Below are 12,201 nucleotides of genomic sequence, written 5' to 3' on the forward strand. Positions count from 1 at the left end.
GCACAGGTGCTGACGGTCTGCCGATTGCTGCTGGCTAGTTACGGCTTGCCCGGCAGGCTGTCGGCGGCGGCGTCATTTTTGCCGGGCTATTTGGCGTCTTCGTCGAGCTGGCGTAGGAAGGCCAGCTTGTCGGCGATCTTGCTTTCCAGGCCGCGTGGCACCGGCTCGTACCAGTGCACATCTTCCAGGCCTTCCGGCATATAGGTTTCGCCCGCCGCGTAGGCGTGCGGCTCGTCGTGGGCGTAGCGGTAGTCGTGGCCGTAGCCCAGCTCTTTCATCAGCTTGGTCGGTGCGTTGCGCAGGTGTACCGGTACCGGCCGCGACTGGTCCTGCGCCACGAAGGCGCGCGCCGCGTTGTAGGCCTTGTAGCCGGCGTTGCTCTTGGCGGCGATGGCGAGGTAGATCACCGCTTGCCCCAGCGCCAGCTCGCCTTCCGGGCTGCCCAGCCGCTCGTAGGTGAGGGCGGCGTCGTTGGCGATCTGCATCGCGCGCGGATCGGCGAGGCCGATGTCTTCCCACGCCATGCGCACGATGCGCCGCGACAGGTAGCGCGGGTCGGCGCCGCCGTCCAGCATCCGGGAGAGCCAGTACAGCGCGGCGTCGGGGTTGGAGCCGCGCACCGATTTGTGCAGCGCGGAGATCTGGTCGTAGAAGGCGTCGCCGCCCTTGTCGAAGCGACGCGCGTTGACGCTGAGCACTTCGCCGAGGAAGGCGTTGTCGATGCGGCCAACCTTGCGTGCCAACGCCGCGGTGCGGGTCTGTTCCAGCAGGTTGAGGAAACGGCGCGCGTCGCCGTCGGCGTAGCCGGCCAGCGCGTCGCGGGCGTCGTCGTCAAACTGCAGTCCGTCCAGCGCGCCCTGCGCCGCGGCGCGGCGGAACAGCGCCAGCAGCTCGTCCTGGCTCAACGATTGCAGCACGTACACCTGTGCTCGTGACAGCAGCGCGGCGTTGACCTCGAACGACGGGTTTTCGGTGGTGGCGCCGATGAAGGTCAGCAGCCCGGACTCGACGAACGGCAGGAAGGCATCCTGCTGGCTCTTGTTGAAGCGGTGCACCTCGTCGACAAACAGGATGGTGCGGCGGCCGCTGCGTTGCAACGTGGCGTGGGCGCGCTCCACCGCCTCGCGGATGTCCTTGACGCCGGACAGCACCGCCGACAGCGGGATGAAGTCGGCGTCGAAGGCGCTGGCGAGGATGCGCGCCAGCGTGGTCTTGCCGACGCCGGGCGGCCCCCACAGGATCATCGAGTGCGGCACTTGCGCCTCGATCGCCATGCGCAGCGGCTTGCCGCTGCCGATCAGGTGTTGCTGGCCGATGACGTCGTCGAGCGAGGTTGGCCGCAGTGCTTCGGCCAGCGGCTTGTGGGGTTCTTTGGCAAACAGGTCGTTCATGCGCTGATTTTACGTGCAAACCGGTATTTCTGCCGCGCTGATCGTGTGGCCATGCACGCCGCTGGCATGGCTGCGGGCAAGCAATGCTAGAATCCGGCGACTGTACCCCACCCTGCGAGTTTTCCGGCCATGACCCCGATGCTGTCCCTGTTTGTGAGCAAATACCTGTTCGTGCTGGCGGCGCTGCTACCCATCATCAACCCGCCCGGACTGGTGCCGTTTTTCATCTCGCTGACCTCGCACAACAGCAATGCGCAGCGCGCGTTCCTGGCGCGGCGGATCGCGATCTACTGCTTCCTGCTGCTGCTGGGCAGCATGTATATCGGCGGTGTGGTGCTGGAGTTCTTCGGCGTGTCGCTGCCGGTGGTGCAGGTCTCCGGCGGCCTGCTGATCACCATTGCCGCCTGGCGCATGCTCAACGACGCGCCGGCGGAGGCATCGCCGCAGCTGGCGCAGGGCGAGCACCGCGAGGCGCTGAAGCAGCGTGCGTTCTATCCGCTGACCTTCCCGCTGACGGTGGGGCCGGGCTCGATTTCGGTGGCGATCACCATCGGCGCCTCGCTGACCGGTACCGGCTCCGCGCTGGCGCGCTACACCATCGCGCCGGTGGCCAGCCTGGCGGCGGTGGCCACCATCTGCCTGGCGATCTGGGTGTGTCTGCGCAATGCCGACAAGCTGTTCCGCTATCTGGGGCAGACCGGCTCGGTGGTGTTCCTGCGCCTGACCGCCTTCATCCTGCTGTGTCTGGGGGTGCAGATCATCTGGCTGGGACTGAGCGGGCTGCTGGAGCCGCTGCTGGCGGTACGGCGCTAAAGGTTGGCCGCAAGGAGATGACAGGGCGCGCTACGGCGCGCTTTTTGCTGCCCGCGTGCGCACGACCTCGCGCAGTTTCATGACCAGGATCACCGACGACAGCAGCAGCGTCAGCGCGTTGGCCAGCACCACCGGCAGCGCCGCGATGGAGAGGCCGTACAGCAGCCAAGTGCCGGTGCCGCACACGAACATCAGGTACATCGATAGCGAAATGCTGCGCGTGTCGCGGGTGCGCAGGGTGTGCAGCACCTGTGGCAAAAAGCTGCCGGTGGTGAGCAGGGCGGCGAGGTAGCCCAGTTGAGTGGTATCCATAGCGTGCTACCGGGAAAGGTCTGGCGGTGAGAGAAGGGCTTGCCGTTCATTCTGCGGCAGCGGTGCTTGTAAGCGAAGCACTACATCGCCGCGGCAGCCGCGGAACAGGCTGTTCTGTTGCGGCGCTGGCAGCGAGGGGTACAATGGCCGGCTTGCCTCGTCCGGAATGCTATTGATGTTGACTTTGTCGTTTCTGTGCGCGTTTGCGTTTCTTGCCGGCCTGATCGATGCCGCCGTCGGTGGCGGTGGCCTGATCCAGATCCCGGCGCTGTTCAATGCGCTGCCGAATGCCTCGGTTCCGGCGCTGTTCGGTACCAACAAGATGGCCTCGGCGATGGGTACGCTGTCGGCGGCCCGTTCCTACCTGCGCCAGGTCACCATCCCGTGGCGACTGGTGCTGCCGGCGGCGGCGGCGGCGTTCGTGATGTCGTTCGCCGGTGCTGCGGCGGTGAGCCTGATCCCGCCGGCGGTGATGCGGCCGCTGGTGCTGGTGCTGCTGATCGTGATGGCGGTGTACACCTTCCGCAAGAAGACCCTCGGCGCGGTGCACGCGCCGGTGGCGATCGGCCGCCGCGAGCTGGTGGTCGGCTTGCTGATCGGCGGTGCCATCGGCTTTTACGACGGCCTGTTCGGGCCGGGTACCGGCAGCTTCCTGATGTTCCTGTTCGTGCGCTTTTTCGCCTTCGACTTCCTGCACGCCTCGGCCTCGGCCAAGGTGGTCAACCTGTCGACCAATATCGCGGCGTTGAGCTTCTTCATCCCGACCGGCAACGTGCTGTTCGGCTATGCGCTGCCGATGGCGGTGTGCAATGTCGCCGGCGCCATGGTCGGCTCGCACATCGCGATGCGCAAGGGCGCCGGCTTCGTGCGCATCCTGTTCCTGCTGCTGGTCAGCGTGCTGATCCTGAAGCTGGCCTACGACATGCTGAAGTAAGCGGCTAGCGTGTTGCGGCCAACTGTTGCAGGCAGGCCGGGCACAGGCAGTCGCCGCCGCCATCGGCGCTGGCGAGTGGCGGCAGGGCCATGCACCAGCAGCCGCCGTTGTCGCCACCGGTGCCGCACTGGAACGCCTGGCCGCAACGGCGGCAGTTCAGCTCGCGCAGCGGCAAGGGCTGGCGCAGGCTGGCGATGCGCTGCAACGCGGCCTGTTTCTGCGTGTTGCTGGCCGCGGCCCAGCCGCTGATCTCCGCCAGCGTGCGCAGGCAGCCGGTGCAGTAGCGGCCGCTGACATCGAGCTGGCATTGCTTGACGCAGGGCGAGGCGATGTCGTCAGGCATCGCCGTCGGCCTTCTTGCAATCAAAGACGACATGCGCCAGCAACAGCTGGCAGGCACGGTCGCTGTGCAGCTGCAGCGTACCGGCATGCTCCAGCCACAGCAGGTCGAACGGCTGCAGCGTGTCGCTGGCCCCGTCACTGTTCACCGTCACCGCGCCACCCTGTGCCACGAACAGCAGCAGCGGGCCGTCGTGTGCCAGCGTCAGGCTGCCGGCGAGCGACAGCCGTTCGGCACGGTGCCGGCACTGGCTGCGACGGGTCATGATGTTGAAATCTCGCACCTTGCCGGCCAGGCGCTGGCTGCTGATCGGCCATTCGCCGGCAAAATGCAGCAGCGGGCTGTCCGCTTGCAGCGTGGCCAGTGGCGCACCGTCGCGCTGCAGTTGCAGGCCGCTGCCTTCCAGCAGCGTCAGGGTACGGTCGATGCCGTCAAAGCGCGAGAACGGGCCGTCGCTGTCGACATCGGCGACGCTGACGCGCAGCGCAAAGTCGTCAAGGTTGGCCGCAGCAGGGCGGATCAGCAGCTGGCGGGTGATGCCGCCGCCGTTTTTCCACGGGCTGGGCGGGCAGGCGGCAAAGCGTACGATGTGCATGAGGGTCGGTGCCGGACAGGGAAAGGCGCGATGGTAGCACGCGTCCGCCGCCGGTCGCAGCGGGCAGGGCGCCGGCGCGCAAGCCTGGCCGCGATCGCCGCCGGGCGGAATTGACACAATGCTGCCGCCACTGCCGTCGCCGGGGGCGCGCGGCCGGTAGTCAGGGCCGCCGGCATGGCAGGATGTGCCGCCATGACGCGTATCGGCGCAAGCCTGCGGCGCAAACGTCAAGCTGCTTGCCGCAGCGCGGCGCGATGCCTCGTGATAGACTTCTGCATCCGGATTTTGTCACCCTGTCTGCCGGCCGGTGGCTACCCGTACACCGCCGGCAGCAAGCAATTCAACACTTTGGAGCCCCGCATGTCCTCTTCGATCTTCGCCGCCGTGGAAATGGCGCCGCGCGACCCGATTCTTGGCCTGAACGAAGCCTTCAACGCCGATCCCCGTCCGACGAAAGTCAACCTGGGTGTCGGCGTTTATTACGACGACAACGGCAAGATCCCGCTGCTGGCCGCCGTGAAGGCCGCCGAAAAGGTACGTCTGGAAGCGATGCCGCCGCGCGGCTACCAGCCGATCGAAGGCCCGGCCACGTATACCTCCGCGGTGCAGAACCTGCTGTTCGGTGCCGACAGCGCGCTGACCGCCGCCGGCCGCGTGGTGACCGCTGAAGCGCTGGGTGGTACCGGCGCCCTGAAGATCGGTGCCGACTTCCTGAAGCGCCTCAATGCCGATGCCAAGGTCTACATCAGCAACCCGTCGTGGGAAAACCACCGCGCGCTGTTCGAGTCCGCCGGCTTCATCGTGGAAAACTATCCGTACTACGATGCCGCCACCCGTGGCGTGAACTTCGAGGCGATGAAGGCCTTCCTGCTAGGCCTGGACGCCGGCTCCGTGATCGTGCTGCACGCCTGCTGCCACAACCCGACCGGCGCCGACATGTCCGACGCACAATGGGCGGAAGTGGTGGAAGCCTGCCGCAGCCGCGGTCTGGTGCCGTTCCTCGACATGGCCTACCAGGGCTTTGCCGACGGTATCGAGCCTGATGCGGTCGCGGTGCGCCTGTTCTCCGCCTCCGGCCTGCAGTTCTTCGTGTCCAGCTCCTTCTCCAAGAGCTTCTCGCTGTACGGCGAACGCGTCGGCGCATTGTCGATCGTGACCGAGAGCAAGGAAGAGTCCGCCCGCGTGCTGTCGCAGCTGAAGCGCGTGATCCGCACCAACTACTCCAACCCGCCTATCCACGGCGGTGCGGTGGTGGCGGCGGTACTGTCCAGCCCGGAACTGCGCCAGCAGTGGGAAGACGAACTGGCCGGCATGCGCGAGCGTATCCGCGCCATGCGCGTGGCACTGGTGGAAGCGATCCAGGCCCAGGGCGTGGCACAGGACTTCAGCTTCGTGATCAAGCAGCGCGGCATGTTCTCCTACACCGGCCTGACCGTGGCCCAAGTCGAGCGCCTGAAGGAAGAGTTCGGCATCTACGCCGTCTCCACCGGCCGTATCTGCCTGGCGGCACTGAACAGCAAGAACATCGGCTATGTCGCCGAAGCGATTGCCAAGGTGGTCAAGGCCTGATCGTTCCGGCCGGCATCGCCACAAAAAAACCCCGCTGTCGGACAGCGGGGTTTTTTCATGGCTGTTGCGCGGCCGGGCTTACGGTTCCAGCCCGACGCGGAACACCTCCAGCGGCGGCGCGCTGAGCGGGAACCAGCGCTTGTGGATGGCCTGGAAGCTGCCGTCACGCTTCATGTCGCGCAACGCCTGCTCCCAGGCCAGCACCTGCTGCCGCGATGTGCCCTTGGAGAAGGCGAGGTACAGCGCCAGCGATTCCAGCGTCGCGATGCGCTCCACCGCGTTGTCGGCCACCCCCAGCCGCTGCAGCACCTGCGGCACCACGATATTGCCCTCCGCCCACAGCCGCACGCGGCCGGCCAGCAGCATCTTGGCCGAATGCTGCGGGTCGGTGGTGGCGGTGACGTTGTAGCCGTGCGCCCGCGCGCTGCTCTCGAAAATGCTGCCGCGATAAGCCGCGGTCGGCAGCCGCCGTCGCACGTCGCCCATGTCACGCAGCTGCTGTGCCTGCTCGCGCAGCGCAAACACGTCGGTGCTGGAGATCGCCACCGGCCCCAGCAGCGTCATCCTGCCTTCGCGCTCGGCATTGCGGCCCACGGTGAACAGCAGCACGTCCGGTTCGTTTAGCAGGTGATGATAAGCGCGCGCCCACGGCTGCACCTGGATGACATTGCGGTTGCCGGTGCGCTTTTGCAGCTCTTGTACCACTTCCACCGCCATGCCGGCGGCACCGTCCTGGCTGTTGCGGAAGCTGAGCGGTGGCCAGTCTTCGGTGTAGATTGCCAGCGCGCGGCTCAGCTGGCTGCAGCCGGCCAGCAGCAGGAACAGCACAAGGAGGGGGTATCGCATATGAATATCCTGACGGGCTGGGGCGCCAGTTTACTATAGGCGGGGACGAACGGTACGGCGCGGTGGCCGCCGGCAAAAAAACAGGTTGGCCGCAGTGTTGCGGCCAACCTTGTACGGCAGGCGCTGCGGGTGTTACAGCGCGCGGGTGTGCTGCTGCAGCCAGGCTAGTGCCGCGCCGTTCAGCTGCGGTGCCAGCTGTTCGTGCACGCAGTGGTGGTAGTCGTTGAGCCAGTCGATTTCTTCCTGATTCAGCAGCGTGCGTTCGATGCAGCGCAGGTCGATCGGGCACAGCGTCAGCGTCTCGAAGCGGAGGAAGTCGCCGAATTCGTTGCTGGCGGCGGCCACGTTCAGCAGCAGGTTCTCGATGCGCACCCCCCACTGCCCGGGGCGGTAGATGCCCGGCTCGTTGGAGGTGATCATGCCCGGTAGCATCGCCATGCTCGCTTCCGGCTGCGAGCGCGAGATGCTCTGCGGGCCTTCGTGCACGTTGAGGAAATAGCCGACGCCGTGGCCGACGCCGTGGCCGAAGTCGATGCCGTGCTGCCAGATCGGCGCCCGCGCCAGCGCGTCCAGCATCGGCGACAGCGTGCCCTGCGGAAACTGTGCGCGCGACAGGGCGATCATGCCTTTCAGCACCAGCGTGAAGTCGCGCTTCTGCTCGGCGCTGGGCTGACCCACCGCCACCACGCGGGTGATGTCGGTGGTGCCGCCCAGATACTGGCCGCCGGAGTCGATCAGCAGCAGGCCGTCGCCTTCGATCGCCGCGTGGTGGGCCGCGGTGGCGCGGTAGTGCGGCAGTGCGCCGCCCGCGTTGAAGCCGGCGATGGTGGCGAAGCTGGGCGACACGAAGCCGGGGCGGCGCGCGCGTGCGGCGGTGATCTGCTCGTCGATGGTCAGCTCGGTGATGGCTTCGCGGTTGACCGCGCCCTCGAACCAGGCAAAGAACTCGGCCAGCGCCACGCCGTCCTGCACCATGGCGTCGCGCACGTGCTGCGCCTCGGCCTCGCTCTTGCGCGACTTGAGCAGGGTGGAAGGGTTGATGGTCTCGATCACGGCAACATTGGCCGCGACCGCGGCGCGCAGGCCGAGGGTCACGCGGCGCGGGTCCAGCAGCAGGCGGCTGTCTGCCGCCAAGGCCGCCAGCGCGGCCTTGGCCTGCTCGTAGCCGGCGACGGCGATGCCGTCTGCGGCCAGTCTTTCCATCAGCCCAGCGTCGACCTTGCCGTCACCGACGAACAGGGTGCCGCCACGGTCGTTCAGCAGCAGGTGGCTGACGAACACCGGGTTGTAGTTGACGTCGCCGCCGCGCAGGTTCAGCAGCCAGGCGATGTCGTCCAGCGTGGAGATGAAGTGATGGCTGGCGCCGTGCTGCCGCATCGCGTCGCGCACCGCGGCCAGCTTGTCGGCGCGGCGGGTGGCGGCGTAGGGCGGCAGGTGTTCGTACACCGGCTGGCTCGGCAGCGGCGGGCGATCCGGCCACACCGCTTGCAGCGGGTCGAGATCGCTGCGCAGCGTGATGCCGGCGGCGAGGAGCTTGTCCTGCAGCGCACGGGCGCTGGCCAGGCCGAGCACGTCGCCGTCCACCGCCAGCACGTCGCCGGCGCCAAGGTTGGCCGCAAGCCAGTCCAGATGCAGCGGCTGCGCCACGGTCTGGATCTTCATCAGTTGGATGCCACTGCCGGCCAGCTCCTGCTCCGCCTGTACCCAGTAGCGGCTGTCGGCCCACAGGCCGGCAAAATCGGCGGTGACGATCAGGGTGCCGACCGAGCCGTGAAAGCCGGACAGCCAGCGCCGGCCCTGCCAGTACGACGGCAGGTACTCGGACAGGTGCGGATCGGAGGACGGAATCAGGCAGGCGGCGATGCCTTGCTGCTGCATGTGGCGGCGCAGTGCGGCCAGGCGGGTAGGGATGGTGTGCGTCATCGTGCTTCTCGGTGGGAGATTGTATGCATTCTGCGATGGCGGGGTGTTTTGTGCAAATTATTTTGCTAATTGGCGCAATAGTCTGTCTTTTTGTAAATGAATAGGGCATGAAAAAAGCCGGAGCAGGCTCCGGCTTGGTTTTGCGTGTGGCAGGCTTACTTGCGTTCTACCGCCAGCGCCACGCCCATGCCGCCACCGATGCACAGTGTCGCCAGGCCTTTCTTGGCGTCGCGACGCTGCATTTCGTGCAGCAGGGTGACCAGCACGCGGCAGCCGGAGGCGCCGATCGGGTGACCCAGTGCAATGGCGCCGCCGTTGACGTTGACCTTGTCGGCACCCCAGCCCAGCTCTTTCGCCACGCCCAGTGCCTGGGCGGCGAAGGCTTCGTTGGCTTCCACCAGGTCGAGGTCTTCCACTTTCCAGCCGGCCTTGTCCAGCACCTTGCGGGTGGCGGCTACCGGGCCGATGCCCATGATTTCCGGCGCGCAGCCGGTCAGTGCGTAGGACTTGATGGTGGCCAGCGGCGTCAGGCCCAGTTCGGCGGCCTTGGCGGCGGTCATCAGCATCACCGCGGCAGCGCCGTCGTTGATACCGGAGGCGTTACCGGCGGTCACGGAACCGTCTTTCTTGAACGCCGGGCGCAGCTTGGCCAGCGATTCGGCGGTGGTGCCAACCTTGATGTATTCGTCGCTGGCGAAGGCAACCGGGTCGCCCTTGCGCTGCGGTACCATCACCGGCACGATTTCGTCGGCGAACTTGCCGGCTTTTTGTGCGGCTTCGGCGCGGTTCTGCGATGCCAGTGCCAGCGCATCCTGCTCGTCGCGGCTGATCTCGTACTTGGCGGCCACGTTTTCGGCGGTGATGCCCATGTGGTACTGGTTGTAGACGTCGGTCAGGCCGTCGGCGACCATGGTGTCCACCAGCTGGGCGTTGCCCATGCGGAAACCGTCACGCGAGCCCGGCAGGATGTGCGGCGACAGCGACATGCTTTCCTGGCCGCCGGCGATCACGATCTCGGCATCGCCGTTGGCGATGGCCTGGGCACCCAGGTGCACGGCACGCAGGCCGGAGCCGCATACCACGTTGAGGGTGGAGGCCGGGGTCGACACCGGCAGGCCGGCCTTGATCAGCGCCTGGCGCGCCGGGTTCTGGCCGGCGCCGGCGGTCAGCACCTGACCGAGGATCACTTCGCTCACTGCTTCCGGCTGCACGCCGGTCTTCTCCAGCAAACCCTTGATAACGGTTGCACCCAGCTCCGGCGCCGGGATTTTGGACAGCGAACCACCAAAGCTGCCGACAGCGGTACGCAGGGCGGCAACGATCACGATATCTTGCATGAGAGTTTCTCCACGAGTGTGTTTGCTTATTATTGGCTACAGTGCTGTTGTGCGATGCACAAGAAACACTGTAGCACAATCATGAACCGGGTTGATTACTGCATGGCCGCCAGTTGCGGCATGGCTTTGGCCTGCACGTACAGACCCGGTGCCGGGCACAGCGGCGGCAAGTCCTTGCTGCCCATTGCCTTCGGTGCGGCCACTTTCTTGCCGGACTGCGGCGCCAGCCAGCCGTCCCAGTCTTTCCACCAGCTGCCGGGCATGCTCTGCGCGGTTTCCAGCCAGGTATCGGCGTCGGCGGTCAGGGTGTCGTTGACCCAGTAGTTGCGCTTGTCCTTGGTTACCGGGTTGATGGAACCGGCGATGTGGCCGGAGGCGCCGAGGATGAAGCGGCGCGAGGCGGCGCCTTCCAGGAACTTGACGCCGTCGAAGGCCGACTTCCACGGCACGATGTGGTCTTCACGCGCGGCAAAGATGTACACCGGCACCTTGATCTTGCGCACGTCGATCTTCACGCCGCACAGCGTGATGCTGTCTGGCTTGGTCAGCGCGTTGCGGTCGTAGAACTCGCGCAGGAAGAAAGTGTGCATCGGCATCGGCAGGTCCACCGCGTCGTTGTTCCAGTACAGCAGGTCGAACGGTGGCGGCGTCTTGCCCAGCAGGTAGTTGTTGACCACGTAGTTCCACACCAGGTCGTTGGCGCGCAGGCTGGCAAAGGTACGGCCCAGCTCCTTGCCGCTGACGATGCCGCCGTTGCCGGCGGCCAGCTTGGCCTCGCGGCCCTTGAAGAAGTTGTCATCGAGGAACACCTTGATCTCGCCCGGATCGGTGTGGTCGATCAGCGAGGTCATGAAGGTGGCGGAATCGATGTAGTTCAGGCCGCGCGCTTCCATCACGCACAGCGCGGTGGTGAGGATCACGCCGCCGATGCAGAAGCCCAGCGCGTTCATGCTGCTCTGCTTGGTGATCTTGCGCACAGCTTCGGCGGCGGCGATCACGCCTTCCTCGATGTAGTTGTCCCACTGGTACTGCTTCATCTCCGGGGTCGCCGATTTCCAGCTCACCAGGAACACGCGGTAACCCTGGGCCACGAAATGGCGCACCATGGAGTTGTCCGGCTGCAGGTCCATCAGGTAGTACTTGTTGACGCACGGCGGCACGATCAGCAACGGCTTTTCGTACACTTCGCCAGTGGTCGGCGTGTACTGGATCAGCTCCATCAGATCGTTGCGGAACACCACTTCGCCCGGGGTGCAGGCAATGTTCTTGCCGATCTCGAACTTGGTCTCGTCCGACATCGAGATGTGACCCTTCTGGATGTCTTCCATCATGTTCTTCATGCCTTCGACCAGGCTCTCGCCCTTGGTCTCGATGGCCTGCTTGATCACTTCCGGATTGGTCAGCATGAAGTTGGTCGGCGCCATGGCGTCGATGTACTGGCGGGTGATGAAGGCCAGTCGTTCCTTGTCTTCGCCTTCCAGATGGGTCTGGTCGGCGAGGTCGGTCATCCATTTCGAGGTCAGCAGGTAGCTTTGCTTGATGAAGCTGTAGAACGGATGCTCGTTCCATTCCGGTGCCGAGAAACGGCGGTCAGTGCTCGCCGCCGGGGCAGCGGTGGCACCATTCTGGCCCAGGAACTGCATCCACAGGTTCATCTGCTGCTGGTACAGGCTGTTCTGCATCGCGATGAACTGGGTGGCGTTGTTGACCATCTGGTTCCAGGCGCCAGTCATCGGGTTGGCCGCATCTTGCGGCGTCAGGCCGCTGCTCATGGAGTTGACGAACTGCTGCATCCACTTTTGATTGGCCTCGGACAGATTGGCAAAAAAGCTGTCCAGCGGGTTGGGGGTTTCCTGGCTCATTGGTTCTCCTTCGAAAGTGGAAAGACGATCAAGCACCATCCCGCCCTGCATGCAGGCTGTTTTCTTGCTGGCACTGTCGGTAGATGGTTACGACTGTACCACCGCTTTATGACAAAACACAGCGCCTTATTGTTGCAGCGCAGGAATATCGTTGCGGGCTCGCAAACGCCATGCCAGCCGCGGCAAGGGCAGCCGTCCGGACGGGTGGTGCGGATGATGGCGGCAGTATAACCCGTCTCATGCCTTTGGTATGTTGCGATGCGCCAATCGCTGGCCGAG

11 protein-coding genes are annotated in these 12,201 nt (G+C 65.6%); 3 read left to right on the forward strand and 8 right to left on the reverse strand.

Annotation, left to right across the window (positions count from 1 at the left end):
- Positions 1–86 precede the first annotated feature (86 nt).
- Entirely contained in the window at positions 87–1,391 is a 1,305-nt protein-coding gene (locus tag PQU89_RS02335) for a replication-associated recombination protein A (RefSeq protein ID WP_272764437.1), read from the reverse strand.
- Positions 1,392–1,529: 138 nt separating this feature from the next.
- Between PQU89_RS02335 and PQU89_RS02340 the strand changes: the two genes are divergently transcribed.
- Positions 1,530–2,204, forward strand: a complete 675-nt coding sequence (locus PQU89_RS02340) for a MarC family protein (protein WP_272764438.1) — start codon at positions 1,530–1,532, stop codon at positions 2,202–2,204.
- A 30-nt stretch (positions 2,205–2,234) separates the two neighbouring features.
- On the opposite strand, the gene PQU89_RS02345 is transcribed toward PQU89_RS02340, so the two are convergent.
- Positions 2,235–2,516: a SemiSWEET transporter gene (locus PQU89_RS02345; protein ID WP_272764439.1), complete on the reverse strand. Its 282-nt coding sequence runs from the start codon at positions 2,514–2,516 to the stop codon at positions 2,235–2,237.
- 175 nt (positions 2,517–2,691) lie between these two features.
- Between PQU89_RS02345 and PQU89_RS02350 the strand changes: the two genes are divergently transcribed.
- On the forward strand, positions 2,692–3,450 hold the full coding sequence (locus PQU89_RS02350; protein ID WP_272764440.1) for a sulfite exporter TauE/SafE family protein: 759 nt from the start codon (positions 2,692–2,694) through the stop codon (positions 3,448–3,450).
- A 4-nt stretch (positions 3,451–3,454) separates the two neighbouring features.
- Here PQU89_RS02350 and PQU89_RS02355 read toward each other — a convergent pair whose 3' ends face one another.
- Together PQU89_RS02355 and PQU89_RS02360 are read right to left on the reverse strand one after the other, a co-directional pair.
- Positions 3,455–3,793, reverse strand: a complete 339-nt coding sequence (locus PQU89_RS02355; RefSeq protein ID WP_272764441.1) for a cysteine-rich CWC family protein — start codon at positions 3,791–3,793, stop codon at positions 3,455–3,457.
- On the reverse strand, positions 3,786–4,385 hold the full coding sequence (locus PQU89_RS02360; RefSeq protein ID WP_272764442.1) for a HutD/Ves family protein: 600 nt from the start codon (positions 4,383–4,385) through the stop codon (positions 3,786–3,788). The genes PQU89_RS02355 and PQU89_RS02360 overlap by 8 nt, the downstream gene beginning before the upstream one ends.
- 372 nt (positions 4,386–4,757) lie before the next feature.
- Between PQU89_RS02360 and PQU89_RS02365 the strand changes: the two genes are divergently transcribed.
- Complete coding sequence (locus PQU89_RS02365; protein WP_441372848.1) at positions 4,758–5,954, forward strand: amino acid aminotransferase; 1,197 nt, start codon at positions 4,758–4,760, stop codon at positions 5,952–5,954.
- Between the two features lie 78 nt (positions 5,955–6,032).
- Here PQU89_RS02365 and PQU89_RS02370 read toward each other — a convergent pair whose 3' ends face one another.
- The 4 genes from PQU89_RS02370 to PQU89_RS02385 form a co-directional block, all read right to left on the reverse strand.
- Positions 6,033–6,800, reverse strand: coding sequence for a substrate-binding periplasmic protein (locus PQU89_RS02370; protein ID WP_272764444.1), 768 nt, complete (start codon positions 6,798–6,800; stop codon positions 6,033–6,035).
- A 132-nt stretch (positions 6,801–6,932) separates the two neighbouring features.
- Positions 6,933–8,723 (reverse strand): aminopeptidase P family protein, encoded by a 1,791-nt coding sequence (locus PQU89_RS02375; RefSeq protein WP_272764445.1) that lies wholly within the window; start codon positions 8,721–8,723, stop codon positions 6,933–6,935.
- A 155-nt stretch (positions 8,724–8,878) separates the two neighbouring features.
- The gene (locus PQU89_RS02380; protein WP_272757825.1) at positions 8,879–10,060 is read right to left on the reverse strand and encodes an acetyl-CoA C-acetyltransferase; all 1,182 of its coding nucleotides are present in this window, start codon (positions 10,058–10,060) and stop codon (positions 8,879–8,881) included.
- 95 nt (positions 10,061–10,155) lie between these two features.
- The gene (locus PQU89_RS02385) at positions 10,156–11,922 is read right to left on the reverse strand and encodes a PHA/PHB synthase family protein (protein ID WP_272764446.1); all 1,767 of its coding nucleotides are present in this window, start codon (positions 11,920–11,922) and stop codon (positions 10,156–10,158) included.
- Between the last annotated feature and the right edge of the window lie 279 nt (positions 11,923–12,201).

The organism is Vogesella indigofera, from assembly GCF_028548395.1.
Lineage (GTDB): Bacteria > Pseudomonadota > Gammaproteobacteria > Burkholderiales > Chromobacteriaceae > Vogesella > Vogesella indigofera_A.

What these genes read in the sequence shown, in the direction of transcription:
- PQU89_RS02335 (WP_272764437.1), bottom strand. Translation starts at nt 1,391, where the DNA reads ATGAACGACCTGTTTGCCAAAGAACCCCACAAGCCGCTGGCCGAAGCA.
- PQU89_RS02340 (WP_272764438.1), top strand. Translation starts at nt 1,530, where the DNA reads ATGCTGTCCCTGTTTGTGAGCAAATACCTGTTCGTGCTGGCGGCGCTG.
- PQU89_RS02345 (WP_272764439.1), bottom strand. Translation starts at nt 2,516, where the DNA reads ATGGATACCACTCAACTGGGCTACCTCGCCGCCCTGCTCACCACCGGC.
- PQU89_RS02350 (WP_272764440.1), top strand. Translation starts at nt 2,692, where the DNA reads ATGTTGACTTTGTCGTTTCTGTGCGCGTTTGCGTTTCTTGCCGGCCTG.
- PQU89_RS02355 (WP_272764441.1), bottom strand. Translation starts at nt 3,793, where the DNA reads ATGCCTGACGACATCGCCTCGCCCTGCGTCAAGCAATGCCAGCTCGAT.
- PQU89_RS02360 (WP_272764442.1), bottom strand. Translation starts at nt 4,385, where the DNA reads ATGCACATCGTACGCTTTGCCGCCTGCCCGCCCAGCCCGTGGAAAAAC.
- PQU89_RS02370 (WP_272764444.1), bottom strand. Translation starts at nt 6,800, where the DNA reads ATGCGATACCCCCTCCTTGTGCTGTTCCTGCTGCTGGCCGGCTGCAGC.
- PQU89_RS02375 (WP_272764445.1), bottom strand. Translation starts at nt 8,723, where the DNA reads ATGACGCACACCATCCCTACCCGCCTGGCCGCACTGCGCCGCCACATG.
- PQU89_RS02380 (WP_272757825.1), bottom strand. Translation starts at nt 10,060, where the DNA reads ATGCAAGATATCGTGATCGTTGCCGCCCTGCGTACCGCTGTCGGCAGC.
- PQU89_RS02385 (WP_272764446.1), bottom strand. Translation starts at nt 11,922, where the DNA reads ATGAGCCAGGAAACCCCCAACCCGCTGGACAGCTTTTTTGCCAATCTG.